This is a genomic window from Nonomuraea sp. NPDC050202, assembly GCF_040656115.1.
Lineage (GTDB): Bacteria > Actinomycetota > Actinomycetes > Streptosporangiales > Streptosporangiaceae > Nonomuraea.
Window position 1 is genome coordinate 665860 of the sequence record NZ_JBFALF010000002.1, and the last position, 24033, is coordinate 689892.

General features: G+C 72.9%; 22 protein-coding genes. 6 read left to right on the forward strand and 16 right to left on the reverse strand.

Going from position 1 to position 24033, the window contains the following annotated elements:
- Positions 1 to 107 precede the first annotated feature (107 nt).
- Positions 108 to 734, forward strand: coding sequence for a phosphoribosyltransferase family protein (locus AB0I79_RS08360; RefSeq protein WP_357868753.1), 627 nt, complete (start codon positions 108 to 110; stop codon positions 732 to 734).
- Between the two features lie 48 nt (positions 735 to 782).
- On the opposite strand, the gene AB0I79_RS08365 is transcribed toward AB0I79_RS08360, so the two are convergent.
- Positions 783 to 1256 (reverse strand): ATP-binding protein, encoded by a 474-nt coding sequence (locus AB0I79_RS08365; protein ID WP_357868756.1) that lies wholly within the window; start codon positions 1254 to 1256, stop codon positions 783 to 785.
- A 129-nt stretch (positions 1257 to 1385) separates the two neighbouring features.
- On the opposite strand from AB0I79_RS08365, the gene AB0I79_RS08370 reads away from it, so the two are divergent.
- Positions 1386 to 2267, forward strand: coding sequence for a helix-turn-helix transcriptional regulator (locus AB0I79_RS08370; RefSeq protein WP_357868758.1), 882 nt, complete (start codon positions 1386 to 1388; stop codon positions 2265 to 2267).
- Between the two features lie 136 nt (positions 2268 to 2403).
- Positions 2404 to 2637, forward strand: a complete 234-nt coding sequence (locus tag AB0I79_RS08375; protein WP_080036405.1) for a DUF397 domain-containing protein — start codon at positions 2404 to 2406, stop codon at positions 2635 to 2637.
- A gap of 49 nt (positions 2638 to 2686) precedes the next feature.
- On the opposite strand, the gene AB0I79_RS08380 is transcribed toward AB0I79_RS08375, so the two are convergent.
- The 6 genes from AB0I79_RS08380 to AB0I79_RS08405 all read right to left on the reverse strand — a co-directional run bounded on the left by AB0I79_RS08380 (position 2687) and on the right by AB0I79_RS08405 (position 8305).
- Positions 2687 to 3346: a hypothetical protein gene (locus AB0I79_RS08380; protein WP_357868760.1), complete on the reverse strand. Its 660-nt coding sequence runs from the start codon at positions 3344 to 3346 to the stop codon at positions 2687 to 2689.
- A 78-nt stretch (positions 3347 to 3424) separates the two neighbouring features.
- Entirely contained in the window at positions 3425 to 4624 is a 1200-nt protein-coding gene (locus tag AB0I79_RS08385; RefSeq protein ID WP_357868763.1) for an esterase-like activity of phytase family protein, read from the reverse strand.
- A 297-nt stretch (positions 4625 to 4921) separates the two neighbouring features.
- Positions 4922 to 5233 carry a WhiB family transcriptional regulator gene (locus tag AB0I79_RS08390; RefSeq protein ID WP_080036407.1) on the reverse strand — a complete coding sequence of 104 codons (312 nt, stop codon included), beginning with the start codon at positions 5231 to 5233 and terminating at the stop codon, positions 4922 to 4924.
- A 100-nt stretch (positions 5234 to 5333) separates the two neighbouring features.
- The gene (locus tag AB0I79_RS08395) at positions 5334 to 6203 is read right to left on the reverse strand and encodes a sucrase ferredoxin (protein ID WP_357868765.1); all 870 of its coding nucleotides are present in this window, start codon (positions 6201 to 6203) and stop codon (positions 5334 to 5336) included.
- 103 nt (positions 6204 to 6306) lie between these two features.
- Positions 6307 to 7803, reverse strand: a complete 1497-nt coding sequence (locus tag AB0I79_RS08400; protein ID WP_357868767.1) for a glycerol-3-phosphate dehydrogenase/oxidase — start codon at positions 7801 to 7803, stop codon at positions 6307 to 6309.
- Positions 7796 to 8305: a helix-turn-helix domain-containing protein gene (locus tag AB0I79_RS08405; protein WP_357868770.1), complete on the reverse strand. Its 510-nt coding sequence runs from the start codon at positions 8303 to 8305 to the stop codon at positions 7796 to 7798. Before AB0I79_RS08405 ends, AB0I79_RS08400 begins: the two co-directional genes overlap by 8 nt.
- A 31-nt stretch (positions 8306 to 8336) precedes the next feature.
- Here AB0I79_RS08405 and AB0I79_RS08410 point away from each other — a divergent pair, with 31 nt between their 5' ends.
- Positions 8337 to 9995, forward strand: coding sequence for an FAD-binding oxidoreductase (locus AB0I79_RS08410; protein ID WP_357869670.1), 1659 nt, complete (start codon positions 8337 to 8339; stop codon positions 9993 to 9995).
- A 42-nt stretch (positions 9996 to 10037) separates the two neighbouring features.
- Here the strand turns inward: AB0I79_RS08410 and AB0I79_RS08415 are convergent, their stop codons facing one another.
- Positions 10038 to 10454 carry a tetratricopeptide repeat protein gene (locus AB0I79_RS08415; RefSeq protein WP_357868773.1) on the reverse strand — a complete coding sequence of 139 codons (417 nt, stop codon included), beginning with the start codon at positions 10452 to 10454 and terminating at the stop codon, positions 10038 to 10040.
- Between the two features lie 344 nt (positions 10455 to 10798).
- Between AB0I79_RS08415 and AB0I79_RS08420 the strand changes: the two genes are divergently transcribed.
- Together AB0I79_RS08420 and AB0I79_RS08425 are read left to right on the forward strand one after the other, a co-directional pair.
- On the forward strand, positions 10799 to 12070 hold the full coding sequence (locus AB0I79_RS08420; protein ID WP_357869674.1) for a metallophosphoesterase: 1272 nt from the start codon (positions 10799 to 10801) through the stop codon (positions 12068 to 12070).
- A gap of 44 nt (positions 12071 to 12114) precedes the next feature.
- Complete coding sequence (locus AB0I79_RS08425) at positions 12115 to 13683, forward strand: bifunctional 3'-5' exonuclease/DNA polymerase (protein ID WP_357868776.1); 1569 nt, start codon at positions 12115 to 12117, stop codon at positions 13681 to 13683.
- Between the two features lie 48 nt (positions 13684 to 13731).
- Here the strand turns inward: AB0I79_RS08425 and AB0I79_RS08430 are convergent, their stop codons facing one another.
- From AB0I79_RS08430 to AB0I79_RS08465, 8 genes are all read right to left on the reverse strand, one after another.
- Positions 13732 to 14991: an MFS transporter gene (locus tag AB0I79_RS08430; protein WP_357868779.1), complete on the reverse strand. Its 1260-nt coding sequence runs from the start codon at positions 14989 to 14991 to the stop codon at positions 13732 to 13734.
- 87 nt (positions 14992 to 15078) lie between these two features.
- Complete coding sequence (locus AB0I79_RS08435) at positions 15079 to 15903, reverse strand: MOSC N-terminal beta barrel domain-containing protein (protein WP_357868781.1); 825 nt, start codon at positions 15901 to 15903, stop codon at positions 15079 to 15081.
- Positions 15900 to 17099, reverse strand: coding sequence for a Cmx/CmrA family chloramphenicol efflux MFS transporter (locus AB0I79_RS08440; protein WP_357868782.1), 1200 nt, complete (start codon positions 17097 to 17099; stop codon positions 15900 to 15902). The genes AB0I79_RS08435 and AB0I79_RS08440 overlap by 4 nt, the downstream gene beginning before the upstream one ends.
- 60 nt (positions 17100 to 17159) lie before the next feature.
- Positions 17160 to 17732, reverse strand: coding sequence for a TetR/AcrR family transcriptional regulator (locus AB0I79_RS08445; protein ID WP_357868784.1), 573 nt, complete (start codon positions 17730 to 17732; stop codon positions 17160 to 17162).
- A 43-nt stretch (positions 17733 to 17775) separates the two neighbouring features.
- The gene (locus AB0I79_RS08450; protein ID WP_357868787.1) at positions 17776 to 20049 is read right to left on the reverse strand and encodes a protein kinase; all 2274 of its coding nucleotides are present in this window, start codon (positions 20047 to 20049) and stop codon (positions 17776 to 17778) included.
- A 130-nt stretch (positions 20050 to 20179) separates the two neighbouring features.
- Positions 20180 to 21559 (reverse strand): DUF1116 domain-containing protein, encoded by a 1380-nt coding sequence (locus AB0I79_RS08455; RefSeq protein WP_357868789.1) that lies wholly within the window; start codon positions 21557 to 21559, stop codon positions 20180 to 20182.
- 37 nt (positions 21560 to 21596) lie between these two features.
- Entirely contained in the window at positions 21597 to 23051 is a 1455-nt protein-coding gene (locus tag AB0I79_RS08460) for an FdrA family protein (protein WP_357868791.1), read from the reverse strand.
- Positions 23048 to 23908 (reverse strand): DUF2877 domain-containing protein, encoded by an 861-nt coding sequence (locus AB0I79_RS08465; RefSeq protein ID WP_357868793.1) that lies wholly within the window; start codon positions 23906 to 23908, stop codon positions 23048 to 23050. The genes AB0I79_RS08460 and AB0I79_RS08465 overlap by 4 nt, the downstream gene beginning before the upstream one ends.
- Positions 23909 to 24033: the final 125 nt, after the last annotated feature.

Below are 24033 nucleotides of genomic sequence, written 5' to 3' on the forward strand. Positions count from 1 at the left end.
GCGGCCGCCCGAGACCGCCCGTGACCGCGCGGGCGGCGGGCGGCGGGCGGCGGGCGAAGGGGCGGAGCGGGAGGCGAGGAGCGGGCGTCAGCGGGTAGGCACAGGTCATGGAGCTCTTCGCAGACCGGGCCGACGCAGGGGCGCAGCTCGCCGAGCGGCTGCGGGACGCGCACGACCCCGTGATCCTGGCCCTGCCCCGCGGCGGCGTGGCGGTGGCCGTGCCCATCGCGCGCCGCCTCGACGCCGTACTCGACGTGCTCGTGACGAGGAAGATCGGCTACCCGCCGACCCCCGAGCTGGGTGTCGGCGCGGTGGCGGAGGGCGGCGAGCCGGTGTTCGACCCGCTGCTGCTGCGACGCCTGGGCATGACCCCCGAGGACGTCGCCGACGTGGTGGAGGAGGAGCGGCGGGAGCTCGCCCGGCGGGTACGCGCCTACCGCGGCGACCGCCCGCTGCCCCCGGTCGAGGGCAGGGAGGTGATCGTGGTGGACGACGGCCTGGCCACGGGCGGCACCGCGAGGGCCGCGCTCAGGGCGGTGGCCACGATGAAGCCCGCCAAGGTGACGCTGGCCGTTCCGGTCGGCGCCCGCGAGACCGTGCGGTCCATGCGGGAGGAGGCGGACGAGGTGGTCGTGCTCAGGATGCCGCTCGACTTCCGGGCGGTGGGCCAGTGGTACGAGCGCTTCGACCAGCTCAGCGACGCCGACGTGCTGCACCTGCTGGGCCGCGACTGAGACCTCGGCCCGCCGCCTCGGTCCGTGACGCCTCGGCCTGTCATGGCCTCAGCCTGCGATGATCGCCCAGACGACCTTGCGGGTGCCCTCCGGCGAGAGCCAGCCCCACGCCGTGCACAGGGCGTCCACCAGCCGCAGCCCCCGCCCGTACTCCGAGAAGACGTCGGGCGCGGCCGTCACCGGCACGGTATGGCTGTGGTCGGTCACCACGCACGCCAGCTCCGCCTCGTGCGACAGCAGCCGCAGTTGCGCGGCCCCGCCGCCGTGGCGCATCGCGTTGGTCACCAGCTCCGAGACCACCAGCTGGGCGTCGAAGGCGTGCTCCAGGGTGCCCCACGAGGCGAGTGTCTGATCGACGAACCGGCGGGCCGTGGCGACGCAGGACGGCTCCAGCGCCGTGCCACGGTGGAACGGGAACACGGCGTCGCATGCACCGGCACGTCCCTCCACCAGGATGGAGGAGAGCCATCCTGGTGGCCGGGCACCGATGGCGGCTTGCGGCCGAGCGTCGAAAGTCGTCATTCTGGCCCCCGAAGCGCGGTCTGGTGATCCAATACCCATCTTTACGGGGAGTGCTTACCGATGCAAGACTTTTCGTAGTTTACGGATGCGAATCGCATCTGCACGTGCAGATGACCTAGGAGCGGCGGAGTGAGCGCACAGAGCACGGAAGGGAAGCTTCTCAGCTATTCGCCGGGAAGCCCGACGGTGCTGCGGATCCTGCTGGGGACGCAACTGCGCAGGCTCCGTACGGAGAAGGGTATCTCGCGCGAGGACGCCGGGTACTCGATTCGGGCATCTCACGCAAAGATCAGCCGGCTGGAGCTCGGCCAGGTCAGCTTCAAGCAGCGCGACGTGGCCGACCTGCTCACCCTGTACGGCGTCACCGACCCCGAGGAGCGCGAGCCGCTGCTGGCCCTGGCCAAGCAGGCCAACGCCCCCGGCTGGTGGCACAAGTACGGCGACCTGCTGCCCGCCTGGTTCGAGGTCTACATCGGCCTGGAGGGCGCCGCGGCCGGCATCCGCACCTACGAGAACCAGTTCGTCCCCGGCCTGCTCCAGACGCCCGCGTACGCCAGGGCGGTGATCGAGCTGGCGCACGAGAAGGCGGCCGAGTCGGAGCTGGAGCGCCGGGTGGCGCTGCGCATGACCCGGCAGAAGCGGCTGGAGAGCGGCCTGACGCTCTGGGCCGTGATCGACGAGGCCGTGGTGCGCCGCACGCTGGGCAGCCCCGAGATCATGCGCGAGCAGATCGCGCACCTGCTGGACATCACGGCCGAGCGCAACGTCACCGTGCAGATCATGCCGTTCGACCGCGGCGGCCACGCGGCGGCCGGCGGCCCCTTCAGCATCCTGCGCTTCCCCGAGCGCGAGCTGCCCGACGTGGTCTACATGGAGCAGCTCACCAGCGCCCTCTACCTGGACAAGGCCGCCGACTCCGACCACTACATGGAGGTCATGGACCGGCTGAGCATCCAGGCGGAGGAGCCCAAGGCCACCAGGCGCTTCCTGGAACGGCTGCTTTCCGGATGAGTCACTGATTACTCCTGTGATCCACTCCATACCGGGATTTTTGGTCGTCCGGTATATGGAGCAGTTCTTGTTGCCGTATTGTCACCTCGCAAACGCGGATGCACGTGCATCCGTAAGATCGCGAGGAGCTGCCCCCATGCACGAGTTCCGGAACGGAACGCCCGCCGGCCGCCTTCCCGTCGTCTGGCGCAAGAGCAAGCGGAGCAACCCCAACGGCAACTGCGTCGAAGTCGCGAACCTGCCCACGGGGGAGATCGCCATGCGCAACTCACGCTTTCCCGAAGGACCGGCGCTCGTCTACACCCGCGCCGAGATCACCGCGTTCGTCCTCGGGGCGAAGGACGGCGAGTTCGACGACCTCATCGTCTGAGGCCGCCACCCGGTCGCCGGGTATCGGTCCCGGGGTCGCGGGTTTTCGGTCATGACTGTTGTGAGGCAGGCGTGTTGTGCCAGCGCCAGCGCGTCAGGCGCGGACGGCCGGGAAGCTCGGCGCGGCCCGTGGCCCACAGCAGGGTCGTCCAGGGGTCCGTGTCCCGAGGGGCGTCAGGGAAGAGCCGGGCGAGCACGCGGGCGCACACGCCGGCGGGCGGGTCCCAGGTGAGGTCCAGGCCCTCGGCCAGGTCGTGCACGTGGACGAGGGTCTCGGTGAGGCCCATCGCCGCGGAGGCCGAGGCGTCGGCGGGGCCGAAGCCGTGGTGGGCGCGGGCGTGCGGCGGTGCGGTGCGTACCATCGCGACCAGCAGCGCGCCGCTCGCCTGCAGCACCTGCATCAAACCCGTGACGCCCGCGGCGCGCTCGGCGTGCACGGCGTTGCCAGGGCCGCCGGGCCGGCGGCTCTCCACGACGAACGGCACGTCGACGTCGAGCGGCGGCGTCGTGAGGCCGAGCTGCGCGGCGTAGGCGAACAGGTCGTCGGCCAGGTGCTCGGCCGTCTCCCAGCAGGTCCAGTCGAGCGAGCCCGCCTTGGCGGCCCAGGCTGCGGGCTCCGGCGCCTGCCGGAGTGTCTCGACGGCGAGGCGGATGATCTCTTCGAGGTCGGCTGCGGCGGTCGCCGGCGTGAGCTGCGGTGGTGCTGACATGGCAGGCACCCTATCGACGACCCCCATCGGCGCGGTGGCCGCCGGTCTCGTGGACCGCCGGCCGCCGCGCCGCGCGCGTCAGCGGTACACGCGGGGGTCGGCCTTCAGGCCGCGCGTCAGCCGTACGGTGATGAACTCGTTGTCGTCCGGCTTGCCGGCCGTGCGGCCGTTGGAGAAGGGGAAGTTGTTGTCGTCGAGCACGCCCAGCGTGCGGTCGTCGAGGATGATCACGTCCTCGATCGTCTGGAACGGGAACCGGAACGTGCCCGGCGCGCCGCCCAGCCCGCGCGGGTCGGCGAGGTTCAGCAGGTCGGCGACCAGGGTCTTGTCCAGGGCGCCGTCCCGATCCTTGTCGCGCCTGTCCGCCAGGTAGATGCGCTTGACCTTGGCGGCGTCGCCCTGCCCGTTGTCCCGTTCGATGATCAGGAACCGGTTCTCGTCGACCGCGATGGCGTCGCCGATCGCGTGGGAGGGGTCCTCCAGCCGGTACGTCCACCGCCGGTCGGTGTAGGCCCGCTCGCGCAGGTCGAACTCGTACATGCGCAGCGTGCCGGCGGGGTCGCCGCTGACCGTGCCCTCCAGCAGCGGGTAGAGGCGGCGGCCGTCCACGCCCCTGGCCATGCCCTCGAAGCCCTTGCTGCTGGCCAGGTTGGGCTGCCCGCCGTTGAGGCCGGGGTTCTCGGGGGCCTGGACGCCGGGGAGCGCGACCGGGGCCTCCAGCAGGCGGCCCTTGCGGTCGAAGTGCAGCAGGTACGGGCCGAACTCGTCGCCGATCCAGTACGTGCCGTCCGTCGCCCGCACGATCGACTCGACGTCGAAGTCGGAGCCGGTGAGCGTGCGGTCCTGGCGGGTCAGGGCGAAGGGGACGAGCCCGCGCGGGTCGGTGAGGTTGAAGCCGCCGAGCACCTGAACGGTCTTGGACCTGAAGTCCGGCTTGATGCGGTGGATCCGCAGCAGGAAGTCCGAGCTGTTGGCCTTGTTGCCGTAGCCGTTGTCGGACAGCACGTCGAAGGTGCCGTCGTGGCGGCGCGCGATGCCGCTGAAGCCCTGCACCGGCTGGCCGGTGAACGGCGGGGTGACGCCGTTGACCGGCGTCGTGCCCAGCAGGGAGCCCGACGGCTCGCTGCCCGGGACGAAGGTCAGCGCGGGGAGGGAGGCGAACCCGGTCAGCGTGGCCTGCCCGAAGGCGGCGGTTCGGTCGGGGTCCGCGGTCGCGGGCACGGCTGACAGACCGAGGGTCAGCGCGCCCGCGCTCATCAGGATCGCGATGCGTTTCATGCCGGGCACACTAGGGCGGGCACATGACGCGATCCCGAACGGACGGCAACGGGCGGTGACCGCCAGATGTCAGGCAGGTCCCGAAATGTCCTGGAATGTGATGACCCAGAAATGTGATGACTTCGCGACCGCGGTTGGCGTCCGCGGTGCGAAGTCAGGTGTTGCTCGTGGGCCATCCGGTGCCTGATCAGGCAGTTGCCCCGACCGGGTTCACCAGAGCCTGGCAAGGGATGCCCAGGCTCCGGCTCATCGGGACAACTGCGTGATCACGCGATGATGGTGATGCTGCCGGGTGTGTCAGGCGGCGGAGATGCCGGCGCTGGCCGCGCGGCGCATGCGACGGCGACGCTCGCTGGCCCGCTCGTCCTCGTTGAGACCGCCCCACGTGCCGTACTTCTCCGGCCGGGACAGCGCGTAGTCAAGGCACTCGTTGCGGACGGGGCACTGGGCGCAGATCGCCTTGGCCTTCCGCTCTCGTACGTCACGCTCGGGCTGCCGCTCCCCATCGGGGCCGAAGAAGAGCACGAGGTCCTCACCCCGGCACGCGGCATCATCCTGCCAACCCCAGCTGGGGCGCGGGCGGGCGAGCTGCCGACGTACCTGAGACATGAGAAAACCACCTTCGTGAGAGGTATTTCGGTAATTGAGCCGCATTGGACGCTTATGGCGTCACTGTTCCAACGCAACGTCGGGCCGTGATGTTCCCTGTTCAGGCGAGAGCGGGCGTGGCGTACCGCACAGGCGCGAGCCTGTCCAGCGAAACCAGCCGGTAGGTGGTGATCGTCTCGGCGCAAGCCGTACCACACGGCGCGGTGAACGCCGATGGCTCGATCACAACCTGGAGCCGGACGTCGCCGCAGCGCACAATGGCTTCGGTGACGTCGCCGTCCGTCCTGGAGGATTCCACGGCCACCGCGCCGACGGAGCACTCTCCCGTATGGGCTCGGGCGAAGTGCTCGACGGCCTGCAATGGCTCAGGGATGCCTGCGCGTCCCCGGTAGCGGTCGAGAATGATCTCGCCCGACCGGTACGCGTTAGCCGCTGCCGATGCAGCAGCCTGAGACATGCTGCCGTAGAAAATTCCGTGTGGCAAGCACACGAGGTTGGCGGCGTAGCGATCGCCGCCAACGTGTGACGTTTCCCACACTCTGTCCGGCAAGATTTCGGCCAGGGACCGAGCGAGGGGTAGTCCAATGCGGGCGCAGCACACATTGCGCTTGGCGTGCGTGCAGACCAGAAATACCGGCTCGTCTTCAAGTATGCAGGACTCCGGGACCACTCCGGCCACGAGCGCGTCCAGGTCAAGATCGTCAGGACCTGCGATGACACCCTGCGCTATCCAGGGGCTCTCGCCTGCCGCGTAGCCCACTAGCACACGGATCCCCTGCTCCCGTGGGCGGGTCCGCTTGCCTGGCCGGCGGATGAGCTGGGGCCTGATACCGCGTTCGAGCGCCCGCCGGACGAGTTTCGAGATTTCTGCAGGAAGTTCGAAGTTTTCCAGGCGCGAGGGCCAGGCTCCGGTGTATTCGATGAGCAGCCACAGCCGGGCTCCCACGGTGGCGCTGGCCAGTGTGGGCATCTCGCCGGTGTGGCACCCCATCGGGTGCTCGCAGCCCCTCGCCAACGCCCCTGCCCCTTCCTCGATCCGACTTAGGTAAGACTAACCTAACGGATCGGCGGGTTTAGGCGCGGGAGATTCGGCCCAGTACGTCCCGCGTCGCGGGCAGGGCGCGGTCCCTGTCCCGCTTGACCAGGCCGATCCGCGTCCGCCTGTCGAGCAGGTCGCCCTCGTCGAGCGCGCCCTCGTGCAGGACCGACCAGAGCAGCTCGCCCACGGTGAAGCCGAGCCCGACCTCCTGCGGGTGCCGCCCGACGAGCTCGTGCACGGCCGCGGCCTCCGAGCCGTACCGCTCGGCCAGGCGCGGAGGCACCCCGGACGGGCGCGGTCCCGCCCCCACGAGCGCGATGCGCCGGGTGCGGCACCGGCCGGCCCAGAGGTTCCCGGACGAGACCGCTCGATCCACCGCGTCCTCCGCCATGCGGCGATATGTCGTCAGCTTGCCGCCCACGACGGTCACGATCCCGCCCTCCGAGAACACCGCGTGCTCCCGCGACAGGTCGGCCGTCCTGCCGCCGGCCGCCAGGAGCGGCCTGAGGCCCGCGTACGCGCCCGCGACCGCCTCCCCGGTCACTGGGACCTCAAGGACCCCGTTCAGCACCTCCAGAAGCGTTCTGACGTCCTCCTCGGGCACTTCGGGGACGTCCGGCACCGGCCCGTCCACCGGCTCGTCGGTCAGACCCACGTAAATCCGGCCATCGGGCTGTGGCAGCACGAGCGCGAACCGGTTGCTCTCGCCGGGGATGGGCACGTGCATGCCCGCGATCAGCCCGGGCAGCGTGCCCGGCTCCAGGACGAGGTGACTGCCGCGCGACGGGCGCAGCCGCACCCGCGGGTCCAGCGTGCCCGCCCACACCCCGGTGGCGTTGATCACGACCCTGGCGCGGATCGTGAACTCCTCGCCCGTCAGCTCGTCGCGCACGTCCGCCCCGTGACCGGTCAGGCGCAGCGCGCGGCAGCGGGTCAGCACGCGGGCCCCGTGCGCGGCGGCGGTCCTGGCGATGGCCACCACCAGGCGGGCGTCGTCGAGCAGCCGGCCGTCCCACGACAGCAGCGCGCCACGCAGGCCGTCGGTGCGCAGGACCGGCGCCAGCGTGTGCGCGCGGGCCGCGTTCAGCCGGGCCGGGCCCGGCAGCATGCGGCGCGGCGTGCGCGCGGCGGCACGCAGGCCGTCCCCCAGCCGGTAGCCGGTCATCAGCAGCGCCGCCTGCCGCCGCGAGACGGCCGGGGTCAGCGGCAGCATGTACGGATGCGCCCTGACCAGGTGCGGAGCCGTCCTGCGGAGCAGGATCCCGCGTTCGACCGCGCTCTCGTACGCCACGCCCACCTGACCCTTCGCCAGGTAACGCAGGCCGCCGTGCACCATCTTGGAGCTCCATCTGGAGGTGCCGAAAGCCAGGTCGTGGGCGTCGATCGCCGCTACGCTCAACCCTCGGGACACGGCGTCGAGCGCGGCGCCCGCGCCGGTCGCGCCGAGCCCCACCACCAGCACGTCCACCCGCTCCTCCGCGACCCGGCGCAGCTCACGGGAGCGTCTGGCGGCGTTCAGCGAGCTATCCAAGGTAGGCCTCCAGCAGGGCGGCGAGCTCGGCGTCGAGCTCGTCCAGCGTGACGGGGTCGAGCATGGTCGGAGCGGACAGCAGGAACGACTGGGCCACCAGCAGCACCGCCCTGGCCCTGGCCGGATCGCCGACGGCCGGCTCCAGCACCGCCAGGATGGCCTCGTGGCTGGCGCCGCGCCGATCCAGCAGGTACGGCACCAGCAGCTCCGGATCCGCCTCCACGATCTTCCGCCACAACGGGTGCGAGCGCAGCCCCCGCACGCCCGCCACCACCGCCCGTACGGGGTCCGACAGGTCGAGCCCCTCGACCACCCGCACCCACTCCCTGGTCATCAGGTCGGCCACCAGCGTGCGCACGTCGGGCCAGCGGCGGTAGATCGTCATCCGCGACACCCCCGCTCGCCTGGCCACGTCCGTGAGCGTCGTCCTGCGCACCCCGTACGCCAGCATGCAGTCGCGCGCCGCGTCCAGCACGCCCTCATTGTGACGAATCGACGTCATGTGTCACAGTGTAAGCGTGACTGGAGAACCGATGTCGTGGTCGGGCTGGGGCGATCCCGCAAGGGCCCGCGAGCTGCCCGAGCCGGTGCGGGCGCTGCTGCGCGACCTGCTGGGCGTGCGCGCGCCCGGCACGCCCGCCGCCTCGCTGGAACAGGTCGCGCTCCCGCCGGTCGCGCTGGCGCGGCCGCTGCTCGGGGCGCTGGCCGAGGTCGTCGGCGACGGGCACGTCCTGACCGGCCACGAGGCGCGCGTCCGCCACACGCGCGGCAAGTCCACGCCCGACCTGCTGCGCATGCGCGCGGGCGACGGCTCGGCCGCGCCGGACGCCGTGGTGCTGCCCGGCTCGCACGAGGAGGTGGCCGAGCTGCTGCGGCTGTGCTCGCGCGAGCGCGTCGCGGTCGTGCCCTTCGGCGGCGGCACCTCCGTGGTGGGCGGGCTGGCCGCCGACCGCGCGGGCTTCGCCGGGGTGATCGCACTCGACCTGGGGCGGCTCGACCGGTTGCTGTTCGTGGACGAGGAGTCCATGGTGGCGGGGTTCGAGCCGGGGGTGCGGGCCCCGGACGCCGAGCGGCTGCTGGCCGGGCACGGGCTGACGCTGGGGCACTTCCCCCAGTCCTTCGAGTACGCCACGCTGGGCGGCTTCGCCGCCGCCCGGTCCAGCGGCCAGGCGTCGGCCGGGTACGGGCGCTTCGACGACATGGTCGTCGGACTCACCCTGGCCACGCCCTCGGGCACCCTGGAACTCGGGCGCGCCCCCAAGTCGGCCGCCGGGCCCGACCTGCGGCAACTCGTGCTCGGCTCGGAGGGCGCCTTCGGCGTCATCACGTCCCTGCGGCTGCGGGTGCGCCGGGCTCCCGCCGAGCGGCGGTACGAAGGGTGGCGGTTCGCCTCGTTCGCGGCGGGTTCTGCCGCCGTGCGCGCGCTCGCCCAGGAAGGGCCGCTGCCGACCGTGCTGCGCCTCTCGGACGAGACCGAGACGATGATCGGCCTGGCCAAGCCGGACGAGATCGGCACAGGCGCAGCAGGCGGCTCCGGTGGCGCGGACGGCTCCCGCGGCCCGGGCGGATCAGTCGGCTCGGGCGGAGCGGGCGGCTCGGGTGGAGCGGGTGGCTCCGGCTGCCTGCTGATCGCCGGTTATGAGGGGGCGCGCGTGGCCGGCCGGCATGCCGCCGCCTCCGCCGTGCTGGCGCGGTTGGGCGGCGAGCCGCTCGGGCCCGAGCCGGGCCAGGCGTGGGAGCACGGCCGCTTCTCGGCCCCGTACCTGCGCGACTCCCTGCTCGCCGCCGGCGCCACCGTCGAGACGCTGGAGACGGCCGGCTTCTGGGCGAACCTGCCGCGCCTGTACGACGCGGTCCGGCTGGCCCTGCTCGGCGCGCTCGGCTCGCCGCTCGTCATGTGCCACATCTCCCACGTGTACGAGACCGGCGCCTCGCTCTACTTCACCGTCGTGACCCCGCAGGACGCCGACCCCGTGGCGCAGTGGCAGCGGGCCAAGGCGGCGGTGAACGCGGCCATCGTCGAGGCGGGCGGCACGATCACCCATCACCACGGCGTGGGCCGGGACCACCTGGACGCCTACGCGAGCGAGCTCGGGCCCGTCGGCGCGGGCATCCTGCGCGCGGTCAAGGCCGAGCTCGACCCCGCCGGGATACTCAACCCGGGCGTGCTGGTCCCGCCGGCCGTGTCGTAGCTCCAGCCGGACGGCGACAGGAGCCAGGCGGCCGGGCGCGGGTCAGCCGGGCGGGGGCGGGAGGCGGTCGGCCTCGGCGATCGTGGCGGCGGCGTCGCTGAAGCGGTGCAGAGCCTCCTGGACCTCGGCCAGGCGCCGCAGGGAGAGCGCCAGCGAGCCGCCGCCGACCGAGCGGGTGAGCGCCACCGCCTCCTGCGCCAGCGGCAGCGCCTCCGTGGCGCGCCCCCGCGCCAGCAACAGCTTCGCGGTCGTGTGCAGGCACCGGGCGAGCAGCGGGGTGTGCTCGCCCGGAGACTGCGCGGCCAGCGCCCGGCTTCTCGCGATCGCCTCGCTCGCGCTGTTGAGCGCCGCGCCGCCGGCCCAGCGCGGCCGGGTCGTGGCGAAGGCGAGCAGGCCCTCGATGGCCGCCACGGCGGAAGTGCCTCTGCGGGTCGCGTCGTCGGGGCCGTTACGGGTCATGGGAGCCTCCTAGGCAGTCCCAACCGCTTGCTTGGGGGGTGAGGCTACACCATTGCACACCTTGTGTGTTCCGAGCGGTACGGAGCGTTCAGGATGCGCAATTGGTAGATCGCGGTAAAGATGTGGTCATGGTGGAAGTCGCGGCTGAGCGTGGAAAGCAGGTTTCCTCCCGGATCTCGGAGGAGGGTGCCGGATGGGCCTGTGTGCAACCAGGGGCGTTTGCGCAGCTCAGGCCCAACAAGCAAGGCTTTACCTGGTTGAATGTACGGACGCTGTGGCTGTCTCGCAACGAGATCCTGGCGGGGTTGTTCGGTGATCCGTCAGGGGAGGTGCGGGCGCGCTGGGTGGAGTCCCAGGAAGCGCGGGGGATCGATCCGGAATTTCGCATCAAACCGGCTCTTGGGAGTCATTTCAGTTTTCTTCTGCTCGGCGATACCGGAGAAGGCGACGCCTCCCAGTACGCCGTTGTTCCGGGGATGATGAAACTCGGCGAACAGACGTCCTTCGCCATCATCGCCAGCGACGTGGTCTATCCCACGGGATCGGGCAACGAGTACGGCGACAAGTTCTTCCGCCCGTACCAGGACTATGACGCACCGATCTACGCCATCCCCGGCAACCACGACTGGTACGACGGGCTCGGCGGCTTCATGCGGGTCTTCTGCGACGCGCCGCCGCTCAAGCCGAAGCCGGACCGCGGGCTGCGCGGCCTGCTGTGGCGCAAGCCGGACACCATCGACGAGGCGAAGCTGGCCGAGGCGCGCAAGCTCAGGGGCAGGCCCTCGCAGCAGGCGACGCAGCCGGGGCCGTACTGGACGATCGAGAGCGACAGCCTGCTGATCGTGGGCGTCGACACCGGCATCAGGAACGTCATCGACCGGGGACAGACGGCCTGGCTGCGCCGGGTCTCGCTCGACCCCAGGCCGAAGGTCCTGGTGACCGGCAAGCCGATCTACACCGGCAACACGTACAAGCCGTCGCCGCTGGAGGGCGGCGGGACGATCGACGACATCGTGCGCGACCCGGCACACCGGTACGTCGCGGCCATCGGCGGCGACGTGCACAACTACCAGCGTTATCCGGTCCGGGTGGGCGACCGGGTGATCCAGTACGTCGTGTCGGGCGGTGGCGGCGCGTTCATGCACGCCACGCACACCATCGAGCGCGTGGACGTCGCGGGCGTGCACGAGGACGCGTTCAAGTGCTACCCGTTGCGCGGCGACTCGCTGTCCTTCTACAGCCAACTCTACGCCAAGCGGCTGCGGATGAAGTGGCTCTACCTGACGCCCTCCGAGGCGCTGTGCATCATGTCGGAGCACATCAAGAACGAGCCCGTCAGGACCCCGGAAGGGCCCGTGAAGATCACGCGGCGGATGCGGTGGGCGGCGCGGCTGCTCGGCGCCTGGCCGTGGCCGCTGCGGCTGCCGGTGGACCGGGTGTTCCACCGCTACCTGTCCGAGCTGTCCGACTGGGACACGCCGCCGTTCTTCAAGCAGTTCCTGCACGCCACGGTGACCCCCGACGAGCTGACCCTGCGCTGCTTCGCGGCCACCGGGTGCCTGGCGCAGGAGCTGGAGCCGCCGCTGGAGGACGAGGTGCGCATCAGCCTCGCCTGACCCCGTGCCCTTTTTTGTCGGGGCCGTTTGGCACCCTTGACCGCGTGTACGTCGTGGTCGCGGGGGAGACGGTGCTGCCGGTCGGTGGCGCGGCGCGCCGTCCCGCCGACCTGGCGCGGGCCGTGCGGGAGCTGGAGGCCGCCGAGGGGCCGCGGTGGGTCTGGGCGGACGCGCGGGAGTCGTACCCTCCGCTGCTGGAGCGGGGTGTGCGGGTCGCGCGCTGCCACGACCTCGCGCTGACCGAGGGGCTGCTGCTGGCGTACGAGGGCCGTTACGGCGAGCCGCGCTCGGCCAGGGCCGCGCACGCCCGGCTGCACGGCCTGCCGGTGCCGGACGAGCAGCCGAGCGCGCCCGGCACGCTGTTCGCGCCCGAGCCGCTCGGTGCGGAGGCGGCCGCCGAGGTGCTGGCCGACCAGCTCCGGCGCGTCGCCGCGCTGCCCGAGCCGGGCCGGTTCCGGCTGCTGGTGGCGGCCGAGTCGGCCGGCGCGCTGGTCGCGGCCGAGATGTCGCACGAGGGCATGCCGTGGCGCAGGGACGTGCACGACGCGCTGCTGACCGACCTGCTCGGGCCGCGTCCCGTGCACGGCATGCGCCCGGCCAGGCTGCAGGCGCTGGCCGACGAGGTGGCGGCCGCGTTCGGGCACCCGGTCAACCCCGACTCGGTGCAGCAGCTCGTCAAGGCGTTCAAGGGCGCCGGGGTGGCGCTGAAGACGACCAGGCAGTGGGAGCTCAAGCAGATCGACCACCCGGCGGTGGCGCCGCTGCTGGCCTACAAGGAGCTGGCCAGGCTGTTCAGCGCGCACGGGTGGACGTGGGCCGACCAGTGGGTGCGCGGCGGGCGGTTCAGGCCCGAGTACGTGGTGGGCGGCGTCGTGTCCGGGCGGTGGGCCACCAACGGGGGCGGGGCGCTGCAGATCCCCAAGGTCATGCGGCGGGTGGTGGTGGCCGACGACGGATGGCTGCTGGTCGTCGCGGACGCGGCGCAGCTCGAGCCGCGGGTGCTGGCGGCGATGGCCGGCGACGTGGGGCTGGCCAGGGCCGCGGGGGAGATCGACCTGTACTCCGCGCTGGCGCAGTCGTTCGGCGGCGAGCGGGCCAACGCCAAGATCGCGATGCTGTCCGCGATGTACGGCGGCACCAGCGGCGACGCCTCCAAGTTGCTGGCCGTGATGCGGCAGCGCTTCCCGAAGGCGTACCAGTTCGTGGAGGACGCGGCCAAGGCGGGGGAGGAGGGGCGGATCGTGCGGTCGTGGCTCGGGCGCACCAGCCCGCCCCCGTCGGAGCGGTGGAAGGAGCTGGTGTCGGGGCCCGAGGGCGGCCGGGCGGCCAGGGACCGCGGGCGGTTCACGCGCAACTTCGTGGTGCAGGGCACGGCGGCCGAGTGGGCGCTGGCGCTGCTGGCCGTGTTGCGGGGGCGGCTGCCCGAGCCGGCCCGGCTGGTGTTCTTCCAGCACGACGAGGTGATGGTGCACTGCCCGGCCGAGCTGGCCGAGGAGGTGATCGCGGCCGTGGCGGCCTCGGCGGCGGAGGCCAGCCGGTTGTTGTTCGGCGCGACGCCGGTGCGGTTCCCGATGGAGGCGGTGGCGGTCAAGTCCTACGCCGACGCGAAGTGAGCTCGCCGGTTCATGGCGTGCGAGGGGAGGGGGTGGGCTGGGCGGTCGTCAGGTGGTGCGGCGCCAGACGACGGTCAGCCAGAGGCCGGCCAGGGCGACCATGATGCCGACCACCAGGCCGAGCATGCCGTAGCCGAGCAGCCCCACGATGGCGCCCGCGACGATCGTGCCCGTGGCGCCGCAGACGTTCATCAGCAGGTCCGACAGCCCCTGCACGGCAGGGCGGCGCTCGATCGGCACCGACTCCGTGACCAGCGCCGAGCCGGCCACCAGGCCGCACGACCAGCCCAGGCCGAGCAGCACCAGCGCCGCCGTCACCTGCCACACCCGGTGACCCGCCGTGCCGGCCAGGGCGGCGGCGGCCAGCAGCAGGGCCGAGCCGAGCACCAGCACCGGCACCTTGCCCGCCTTGTCGGCAAGCCAGCCCACGACCGGCGAGAGCACGTACATGCCGGCGATGTGCAGGCTGATCACGATGCCGATGACGTCCAGGTTCGAGCCGTCGTGGTGGAGCTTGACCGGGGTCATGGACATGACGGAGACCATCGCCGTGTGGCTGACGGCGATCATGACCAGGGCGCGGCGGGCCATCGGGGTGGTGCGCAGGGTTCGCCAGGCCGTACGGATCGTGCGGTTTCCTCCGGAGTCCTCCTCGCGCGCACCGGCCCTGGCGAGCTGCAGCGGGTCGGGGCGGAGGAAGCCGAGGATGACGACCATCGCCAGCGTGAACGCCAGGGCCGCGAACGCGAACGGCCCCGCCTTCTCCACCAGCCCGAGGCTCCTGCCGATCCGGTCGGCGGGCTCGGCCAGGTTCGGGCCGGCCACGGAGCCGATGGTCGAGGCCCAGACGACCAGCGACAGGTGGCGGGCCGAGCGGTCCTTCGGCGACAGGTCGGTGGCCGAGTAGCGGGCCGCCAGGCTGGCCGCGCTGCCGCCGCCGACCAGCACGAGGCCCGCGAGCAGCAGCGGCCAGTTGCGCAGGCTGATGGCCAGCACCGAGATCGCGCAGCCCACCAGCGCCGCCGCGTACGCCAGCGACAGCCCCGCCCGCCGCCCGCCCCGGCCCGACGCCTTGGCGGTCGGCAGGGCCAGCAGCGCCGCGCCCAGTACGGTGGCCGTGCCCGCGAAGCCGCTGATCACCGTGGAGCGGGACAGCTCGTCCACGACGACCGAGCTGAGCGCCAGCCCGACGGCCACGCCCACCCCGCCCACGATCTGTGCCGCCGACAGGACCGCCAGGGTCCGCCGTTGTACGCGCTGGATCCGGTCAGGGGGCGAGACAGCGGGCTTTGTGGGGGCACTGGTCACCCGTGAAGTCTCGCATAACCCCTAACAGTGCCCCAAAGGGGACGGTGATCCTATTTATCGGGAAATTGGGATTTTCGCCATGATCTTTCAGAGCACGAGAACGGGATCCCCTTGCGCGACGCGCCCGTACGTCCCGGGAATCAGGTCGGGGATCAGGTTCACGCCGAACCAGACCTTGCCGTCCCGCTTGCGGTGACGGGCGAGCGTCCTGAGCGGCTCCTTGCCCTTGCGGTAGGTCGTGGTGTCGACCGTGGTCAGCACGCAGCGATCGCAGCCCTTGCTTACGCGGAACTCGACCTCCCCGATGCACAGGCGCTTCCACTCGTCCTCGGCGAACGCCTCCGCCACCCCGTCGATCACCACGTTCGGCCGGAACCTGCGCATGGGCAGCGGCCGCGGCTCCTCGCCGAGCTCCAGCGCCGTCCCGGCGATCCACTCGTTGAGTCGGGCGAGCGAGGCCGTCGTGGTGAGCAGCAGCGGGAACGCGTCGGCCAGGCTCACCCGGTCCTCCGGCCGGCCGTACATCGGGTCGACCGGGCGGCGGGCCGGGTCGTCGAGCCACCTGAGCCGCACCGGCCGCCCCGCCAGCCCGCTCAGCCATGCGGCGGCGTCGTCGCCGCAGTCGGTGACCTCCACGGAGGTCCTCGGCAGGTGCACGACGGACCTCGTGCCGGTGGGGATCACCGTCAGCGGATCGGCGTGCGGGCCGGTCAGCGTGAGCGCGCCGCCGTCGAGCACGGGCACGCAGGCCAGCAGGCGCGGCTCCTGGCGGGCGGTGAGCACCGCGCCGCTCTCGTCGGTGATGACGTAGCGGCGGTCGCCGGCCAGCCCCCACGGCTGTACCTCGGCCTCGGTGACCTCGTGCCCGGCGGTGGACTTGACGGGGTAGCGGGAGATGCTCGCCAGCTTCATACGGCAGACCGTATCTCACGGGTTCCGGACGTCTCCTGGACGAGCGAGCTCCTGCGCTGCAGGCCCGCGCCGAGCGCCACGGCGACCAGGCCCGCCACGCCGATCGCGGCGCCGATCCAGGCGACGGACGCGTAGCCGAGGCCCGCCTCGATGGCCAGGCCGCCCGCCCACGGGCCGGCGGTGATGCCGACGTTGAAGGAGGCCACGTTCATGCCGGCGGCCAGCGTGGGGGCGTTCCTGGCCAGGGCGAAGGGACGGGCGTTCAGCGCCGGGTTGGTGCCGAAGCCGAACGCGCCGAGCAGGAAGATCAGCGGGATGGCGAGCAGGGCCACGGCCGCGGAGGCGGCCAGGGCCGCCGAGGTCAGGATCAGGCCGGCGACGCCGGCGTACAGCAGCGGGTACGGCCGCGCGTCGGCGATCCGGCCGCCGATGGTGATGCCGATGAGGGCGCCCACCCCGTACAGGCCGAGCACGGCGGGCACCCAGGCCGGGTCCAGGCCGGTGACGTCGGTCAGCAGCGGGCTGAGGTAGCTGAAGGACGACAGCAGCGCGCCGGTGGTCAGCGCGGTGGTGCCGTAGGCGAGCCAGAGCGCGGGCCTGGCCAGCGCGCGCAGCTCGTCGGAGACGCGGGGTGTGCTGTCCCTGTCGGGACGGCCGCCGGGGATCGTGGCGAACACGCCGATGCCGGCCAGCGCCGACAGCGCGGCGACCGCCCAGAACGCCGCCCGCCAGCCCAGGTGCTGCCCGATCACCGTGCCCGCGGACAGGCCGATGACGGTGGCCACGGTGAGCCCGCCGGCCAGCACGCTCATCGCCTTGGCGCGGGCGTTCGCGGGCACCAGGCCGATCGCGGTGGAGGCCGCCACGGCCCAGAAGCCCGCGTAGACGAACGCGCCGACCACGCGGGTGGCGAACAGCACGCCGTAGCTCGACGTCAGCGCGCCCGCCACGTGCGACAGGGCGAACAGCCCCAGGAACGCCAGCAACACCGTGCGGCGCGGCCACCGCAACGTGACGACGGCCAGTACCGGCGCCCCCACCAGCATCCCGATCGCGAACGCCGAGATCAGCAGCCCCGCATCCGGTACCGACACCCCGAGGTCGCGCGCCAGCTCGGGGAGCAGCCCGGCCAGCATGAGCTCGGAGGTGCCCTGAGCGAAGATCGAGAGCCCCAGTATGTAGACCGCCAACGGCATGGCGACCTCCTCCTTCAGACAGTTTTAGATTGATCAGTTCAAAATGTGGCCACGAAGAATTCAGAAGGCGGCCAGCGCGGTGTTCGCGATCGACTCGAGCGTGGCCCGATCGGCCCCGCCGCGGGCCGCGACGCGCAGGCCGCTGACCGTCGCGGCCAGGAAGTGGGCCAGGGCCAGCGGGTCCCGGCCCGAGTCGAGCTCGCCGCGGGTGCGGGCCGCCTCGATCGCGGTCCTGACGATCTGGACCCGCGTGTCGTTGTCGCGGCGCAGCAACTGCGCGATCTCCGCGTCGCGCGGGCCCAGCTCGACCAGCGAGTTCACCACCAGGCAGCCGGTCGGGTCGCCGGGGTCGGGCTCGACCGCCCACCACAGCACGGTCCTGATCTTCTCCTTGATCGGCAGCTCGCCCTCCATGAGCTCGGCGAGCCGCGCGTTGCGCTCGTCCATGTAGTGCCGCAGTGATCGCTGGAACAGGTCGTGCTTGCTGGCGAAGGTGTTGTAGATGCTGCTGCGCCCGAGCCCCGTGGCCGCGCACAGGTCCTGCGTCGAGGTGGCCTCGTAGCCCGCGCTCCAGAACGCGCGCATGGCCGCCTCGACCGCCCGGTCCTCCTCGAACTTCCTCGGTCGCGCCATGGCAGGCACGTTACACGTTTTGGAACGGTTGGTGCAATACGGGTCAGGTGGCCTGGCGGAACGTGTTGAGGAACACCTTGCGGGTGTCGGCCTGGTCGTCCCACTTCAGCTCGGGCAGATCCATCGTGATCTTGAACGCGGCGGTGTCGTCGATGGAGACGTACCTGGTCAGGGCGTGCATGGGGACACCGTTGGCGGTGGTGTAGGTGTACTCCCAGTCGGCGGCCTGCCAGTCGCGGTAGTCGACGGCCTGGAGCTGCACCTGGATGTAGCTCTCCAGGCCGCCGTCGGCCTCCAGCCTGCTCAGCTCCGACAGCCCGCCGTCGGTCTGCGGGGCGGCCCGCTCGACCAGGATGCGCATGCCCGAGTCCTTCGGGCCGCTGAACGTGGCCACGCCGCCGGACGTCGCGAGCTTCCAGCCCTCGGGCACGGCCGCCGAGAACCCGGGGCCCGTGTGCTCCAGGTAACCCTCGGGGATGATCGACGGCTCGGTCGCGTCCTCCGTCGTGGCGCTCTCGGAGACGGTGGTGGAGGCGGTGGACGGCCCCTGCGCCGAGCCACCCGTCAGGATGATCCACACGGCGCCCGCCACGACGGCCACGGCCACCAGGGAGCTGATGACCGTGAGCAGTGTGGGCCGCCCGTCGCGGATCCAGGGGCCGCCCTCGTCGTCCTCCACCCGGCGCCGGCTCTTGCCCGGGCGCGGGCCGCCGCCCGGCAGCGTGGCCAGGCGGCTGCGGGAGATGTCGTGCGACAGGTCGCGCGACTGCTCGCGCAGGTCGTCGGGCGAGGCCAGCGGCCACGGGGTGGCGGCGGACGACGTCCGGCTGTCCGTGGTCAGCGGCAGGATCGGCTGGGGGTGCGGCCCGCTCGGGCCGTCCAGGTCGTCGGCGTCGCGGCGCCCCCTCCGGGGGCCGGGCGGCGCCCCGAACGGCGGCTGCTGCGAGCCCGACGAGGCGGCGAGGGAGTCGTACGGGCCGGAGGAACCGCTCAGCGAGTCGTACGGGCCCGAAGAGCTGCTCAGCGAGTCGTACGGGCCGGACGGCGCGGCGAGGGAGTCGTACGGGCCGGACGGGCCGGACGGGCCGGCCAGGGAGTCGTACGGGCCGGAGGAACTGGCCAGGGAGTCGTACGGGCCGCGCTGCTGGGCCGGGGGCTGGGCCGGGGTGCGTGGCAGCGGCGGGAGCTGGTCGGTGCGGTGGCTGCCCGACGGGCTCGTCATCCCCTCGTAGGGCATCGAGTGGCCGCCCGACGGGCTGTTCAGCGGGTCGTACGGCACCCGCACCGGCCCCGAGGGGGTCTCCACGATGCGCGAGGGCATCGGCCCCGAGGGGGTGTCCAGCGGGGGCAGCAGCCCGGCCGGGGTCGGGTCGGCGGGGCCGGGCAGCGTCTCGGGGGCGCGCGGCCTGGGCGCGCCGTGCGCGCGCAGCACCGCCTCCAGCATCTCGATCACCTGCGTGGCGGTGAGCCGCTCGGCCGGGTTCTTGCGCAGCAGGCCCTCGATCACCGGCATGAGCGAGCCGGCCCGCTGCGGCCTGATCGGGTCCTGGGTGACCACCGCGCCGAGCACCGCCACCGGGTCGGGCCCCTCGTAGGGCGGGCGGCCCTCGACGGCGGCGTACAGGGTCGCGCCGAACGACCACAGGTCCGCCGCCTGCGAGATCGGCTGGCCGGACAGGCGCTCCGGCGGGATGTACGCCGGCGACCCCATGAGCAGCCCCGTCTGGGTGATCGTGACGTCGCCCTCGATGGCCGCGATGCCGAAGTCGGTCAGCACCACCCGGTCCTGGGTGAGCAGCACGTTGCCCGGCTTGATGTCGCGATGCAGGATGCCGGCCGCGTGCGCGTGCATGAGCGCGTCGAGCACCCGGATGCCGATCTCGGCCGCCTGGATCACCGGGAGCGGCCCGCTCTGACGTACGGCCTGCTCCAGCGACCACGCCCGGACCAGCTCCATCACGATCCAGGGCCGGCCGTCCTCCTCGACCACGTCGTGGACGGTCACGATGCCCGGGTGCGTCAGCCGCGCGGCCGACCGGGCCTCGCGCAGCATGCGCCGGTGGGCCACCTGCTTGCCCGCGTGGTCCAGGCCGTAGGGCAGGATCAGCTCCTTGACGGCCACGTCCCTGTCGAGCAGCACGTCGTGCGCGTGCCACACCATGCCCATGCCGCCTCTGCCTACGGGCGACATCAGTCGGTAGCGCCTGCCGATCAGGCGCCCCTGGCTCTGCGGAGCGCCCCCCGTGGCACCTCCCTCTGAGCCGGGCCCGCTGAGCAAGCGGTCGGCTGCCATGTTCCCGCCCCCATCTCGCCTCATCCGTCACGTGCGTTCTTCACGCTACTTGCAGATTATGAGGATCGTTACGATATCGGCGGCGAATCCGCAAGGGAAGGCGATACAGTCTTACATTGCCACTGACGTGGGGATATGTCCGCCTTAAAATGGATCACTTATTCGCCTCGGCCAGGGCCAGCAACGCGCTGGTGAACGCCTCGGCAGGCGGCTCGACCAGGCCCGCGCCGACCTGGCCCGTCCCCGCGACGCGGCCCGCGATGCCCGTGTTGACCACCGGCAGCAGGCCCGTCCGCGCCACCAGCGTCACGTCGATGCCGACCGGCGTGCCGCGGAAACCGAGGCCGGGGATCTGGTAGACGGGGTGCTCGGCCAGCGTGATCTCGTACATGGAGCGGGTGGCCCGCACCGCGTCCGCCACCTCGCCGCCCACGAACCGCACGATGGCCGGCGACGCCGCCATCGCGAACCCGCCCAGCCCCGACGTCTCCGTGATCGTGGAGTCGCCGATGTCCGGGTTGGCGTCCTGCGGGCCGTACGAGCCGAGGTAGAGCCCGTCCGGCACCCCCGCCGGGCCCGTGAACCAGCGCCCGCCCAGCCCCGACACCTGGACGCCGAAGTCGGTGCCGTTCCTGGCCATGGCCACGACCAGGGACGAGCCCGGCACGTCGCGGGCCGCGTCCGTGCCGGCCTTGGCCGCGGCCATCCCGATGTTGAGGAAGAAGTGGTCGTTGCCGTTGATGAAGCGCAGCACCTCGGCCGCCGCGCCCGGCGCCGCCTCCACCACGGCCGGGGCCAGCTCGCGCAGCAGGAGCGAGGTGGCGGCCCTGTTGCGGTTGTGCAGCTCGTCGCCCATCTGCAGGGCCTGCGCGATCAGCGAGCGCAGGTCGATCGGGCCCGTACGCTCCAGCGTCGCCGCCAGCGCCGGGCCGAGCACCCGGTCCATCCAGCGCAGCCGGTCGAGGACCTCCGGGCCGTACGCGCCGTACCTGAGCACCTTGCCCAGGCCCTCGTTGAGCGAGCAGTACGCGGTGCCGCCGTGCTCGTCGTCGCGCACCTCGAACAGCCACATCGACGGGCTCACCACGCCCGCCATCGGGCCCACGGCCGCGTGCTCGTGGCAGGGGCGCAGCGCGACCGCGCCCGCCGCCAGCATGCCGGCGGCCTCGTGCTCGTCCGCGGCCCGGCCCTCCAGGAGCATCGCGCCGATCAGCGCGCCGCGCATCGGGCCCGAGGCACGCTCCCAGGTGATGGGCGGGCCCGCGTGCAGGAACGTGTCCCCGTCGAGCAGGTCGGCCGCGCGCCGCACGCCCACCAGGTGCGGGCGGGCCGAGATCAGCCTGCGCACGGCCAGCTCGTTGGCCTCCTGGCGGCGCGGGTCGGCCAGCACCCTGGCCAGGGCGCCGGCGGTGCCGGGCAACGGCGGGCGCCAGGCGACCGGGGCCGTCGGCACGGCCTGCGCGCGCAGCGCCTCGTCGAGCAGGCCGGCGCCGACGGTGATCACGCGTGGCGGGGCGTTCAGCAGGGTGGTCACGGCGACTCCTGAGCCGGGACGCCCGGCTCCCGGCACGTCACAGCAGGCTCCTGGCGTGGCGGGCGGCCTGGGCGTTGGAGGTGAAGACGGCCGCGCCCGCCTCGCGGAAGGCGGCGGCCTGGCGGTGCAGGTCCTGAGGGTCGCCCTCGGTGCCGATCAGGGCGATCACGACCGTGGCCGGCGTGCCGGCGACCGCGGGCGCCAGCGAGGCGGCCGGGTCGGGGTCGGCGCCGTGGCCCAGGACCACGTCCATGAGCACCACGTCTTGCTCCCCGGCGCGGGCGAGCGCCTCGACCCGCAGCGTCGGGTCGATCATCGGATGCGCCCTGCCCCTGGTGAAGGCGTCGTCGCCGTAGTCGACGAAGTCGCCGTGGCCGGCCACCAGCGCCGCCTCCGCACCCAGCGTGCCCCCCGAGTACAGGCCCTTGATCCGCTTGGGGGCGGGGCGCGTGCCGGGCGGGGCGGGCCAGGACGGCCACTCGGGGACGGGCCTGCCGAGGGCGCGCAACGCCTGCTCGGCGGCCCAGGTGAGATCCCCGGCCGGCGCGGGGCCGGGCGTAGGCGCGGTGCCTGGCGTCCGCGCGGAGCCGGGCGCCTCCCCGTCCGCTGCCCCGGCCGCTGCCCCGGGCCCTCCCCGCGTGAGGGCGGGCGTGCCCAGCAGGGCCGGGACCACGGGCGTGCGCAGCCGCTGCCCCAGCACGGCCCGCGCCACCTCCGGGGCCGGCGGCTTGGAGACGAGCACGATCAGCTCCGTCGCCGGGTCCTCGTCCAGCATGCGCAGGGCGCGCCGCGCCGACAGGCCGCCCACCTCGGCGGACAGGTCCCTGCCGCCCACCCCCAGCACGTGGCTCACGCCGACGCCGGCCCAGTCGAGCAGGCACGTCACCTGCTGCGCGCCGGTGCCGGACGCGGCGACCACGCCGACAGGGCCGGGGGTCAGCACGTTCGCGAAGCCGAGGCCGGCGCCGCCGATCGCGGCGGTGCCGCAGTCGGGGCCCATCACCAGCACGTCCCTGGCCTCGGCCAGCTCCTTCAGCCGGCGTTCCTGGGCCACGGTGACGCCGTCGCTGAAGATCATGACGGGCAGGCCGGCCTCGATGGCGTCCAGGGCCTCGAAGAAGGCGTACTCGCCCGGGGTGGAGACCAGCACGAGGTCCGCGGGGCCGCGGGCGGCGGCCGAGCGGGTGGTCAGCGGCGGCTGCTCCGCGGAGCCGGAGCGCGGCCGGTCCACCTCGGTGAGCCGGCGCTCGGCCTCCTCGACGGCCGCGTCCGGGTCCCGCGCCCGCACGGCGATCAGCAGGTCGCCCGGGTCGGACTCCGGGACGCCGAAGCCCATCTCCCGAAGGATCGAGACATTCAGGTCCGTCGCCATGGCGACCATGGCCGCCTCCACGCCCGGCAGCTCCGACAGTGCCCGGCTGACCCGCATGAGGGTGACCGAGTCGTGGTAGGCCCCCCGCCGTACCAGCACCGCCTGCGGCAGGCCGGTCATCGCGCCCCGCTCAGGGAGCGGACGGCGGCCACGCCGATGGCGATGCCCTGGGCCAGGTCGGCGCCCGAGGTGTGGCCGAGGCGGTACAGGCGGTGCAGGGCCGGTTCGAGCGCCTGGCGGCCCGCCACGCCGCGCAGCACCGCGGTCACCTCGGGGCTGGCCTCGCCCCTGGCGGCGCAGTGCAGGAGCGTGGCCGAGATCGGCGTCGTACGCGTGCGCGCGTCGAACGTCACGGTCGCCGCCAGCCAGCCGGCCAGCCGGACCGCCCGCTCGCACGCCGCCGCCGTGCCCAGGCGCCGCAGCGTCACCAGCAGCCCCGCCAGCACGTCGTCGCCGCTCGGCGTCAGCCCGGGGCCCAGCCCGACGAGCTGCTCAGCCGCCGTCACCGCCCCCAGCAGCCAGCCCTTCGCGCAACTGCTCGCGAGCATGTCCACCGCGCCGTTGCCCGCCAGCCCGGCGCCGGGCGGGTCCTTCGGCAGGGCGTTCGGCAGGGCGTCCTCCAGCAGGGCCGGGTCGAGCCGCCCCAGCGGCGGGGCCGGATCCCACCAGCGGCGCACGTTCAGGCTCAGCGGGCCCAGCTCGATCGCCCGGTCGCCCACCGAGGCGTCGTCACCCACCGTGAGGTGGGGGAGCGGCCCCGCCAGCAGCACCGAGTTCGGCAGCCGGGTGGCCTCGCCCGTGATGACGGCGATCACCGAAGGCTCCAGCTCCGTCCTGACCTCGAGGTAGACGCCCGCGGGGAACGCCGCGAGCACGCGCGCGGGCCGGCGCTGGCCCTCCAGGACGGGGCGGACCGCGGTGCTCGCCGCGCCCGTGACGTGGACGCGGGTACGCCGCGCGGAAGTACTGACGGTCACCGGACCTCCCAACCGACCTTGGACCTGACCGTAGAACGGCCGGTGAACCCTCCGTACGGGTAAATTTGCCAACAGTCAGCGGGTTGGTTGGCTCTTCCTGACAGACGGCTTCCGGGTTCACAATT

What these genes read in the sequence shown, in the direction of transcription:
- AB0I79_RS08360 (WP_357868753.1), top strand. Translation starts at nt 108, where the DNA reads ATGGAGCTCTTCGCAGACCGGGCCGACGCAGGGGCGCAGCTCGCCGAG.
- AB0I79_RS08365 (WP_357868756.1), bottom strand. Translation starts at nt 1,256, where the DNA reads ATGACGACTTTCGACGCTCGGCCGCAAGCCGCCATCGGTGCCCGGCCA.
- AB0I79_RS08375 (WP_080036405.1), top strand. Translation starts at nt 2,404, where the DNA reads ATGCACGAGTTCCGGAACGGAACGCCCGCCGGCCGCCTTCCCGTCGTC.
- AB0I79_RS08380 (WP_357868760.1), bottom strand. Translation starts at nt 3,346, where the DNA reads ATGTCAGCACCACCGCAGCTCACGCCGGCGACCGCCGCAGCCGACCTC.
- AB0I79_RS08385 (WP_357868763.1), bottom strand. Translation starts at nt 4,624, where the DNA reads ATGAAACGCATCGCGATCCTGATGAGCGCGGGCGCGCTGACCCTCGGT.
- AB0I79_RS08390 (WP_080036407.1), bottom strand. Translation starts at nt 5,233, where the DNA reads ATGTCTCAGGTACGTCGGCAGCTCGCCCGCCCGCGCCCCAGCTGGGGT.
- AB0I79_RS08395 (WP_357868765.1), bottom strand. Translation starts at nt 6,203, where the DNA reads ATGCCCACACTGGCCAGCGCCACCGTGGGAGCCCGGCTGTGGCTGCTC.
- AB0I79_RS08405 (WP_357868770.1), bottom strand. Translation starts at nt 8,305, where the DNA reads ATGACGTCGATTCGTCACAATGAGGGCGTGCTGGACGCGGCGCGCGAC.
- AB0I79_RS08410 (WP_357869670.1), top strand. Translation starts at nt 8,337, where the DNA reads ATGTCGTGGTCGGGCTGGGGCGATCCCGCAAGGGCCCGCGAGCTGCCC.
- AB0I79_RS08415 (WP_357868773.1), bottom strand. Translation starts at nt 10,454, where the DNA reads ATGACCCGTAACGGCCCCGACGACGCGACCCGCAGAGGCACTTCCGCC.
- AB0I79_RS08435 (WP_357868781.1), bottom strand. Translation starts at nt 15,903, where the DNA reads ATGAAGCTGGCGAGCATCTCCCGCTACCCCGTCAAGTCCACCGCCGGG.
- AB0I79_RS08440 (WP_357868782.1), bottom strand. Translation starts at nt 17,099, where the DNA reads ATGCCGTTGGCGGTCTACATACTGGGGCTCTCGATCTTCGCTCAGGGC.
- AB0I79_RS08445 (WP_357868784.1), bottom strand. Translation starts at nt 17,732, where the DNA reads ATGGCGCGACCGAGGAAGTTCGAGGAGGACCGGGCGGTCGAGGCGGCC.
- AB0I79_RS08450 (WP_357868787.1), bottom strand. Translation starts at nt 20,049, where the DNA reads ATGAGGCGAGATGGGGGCGGGAACATGGCAGCCGACCGCTTGCTCAGC.
- AB0I79_RS08460 (WP_357868791.1), bottom strand. Translation starts at nt 23,051, where the DNA reads ATGACCGGCCTGCCGCAGGCGGTGCTGGTACGGCGGGGGGCCTACCAC.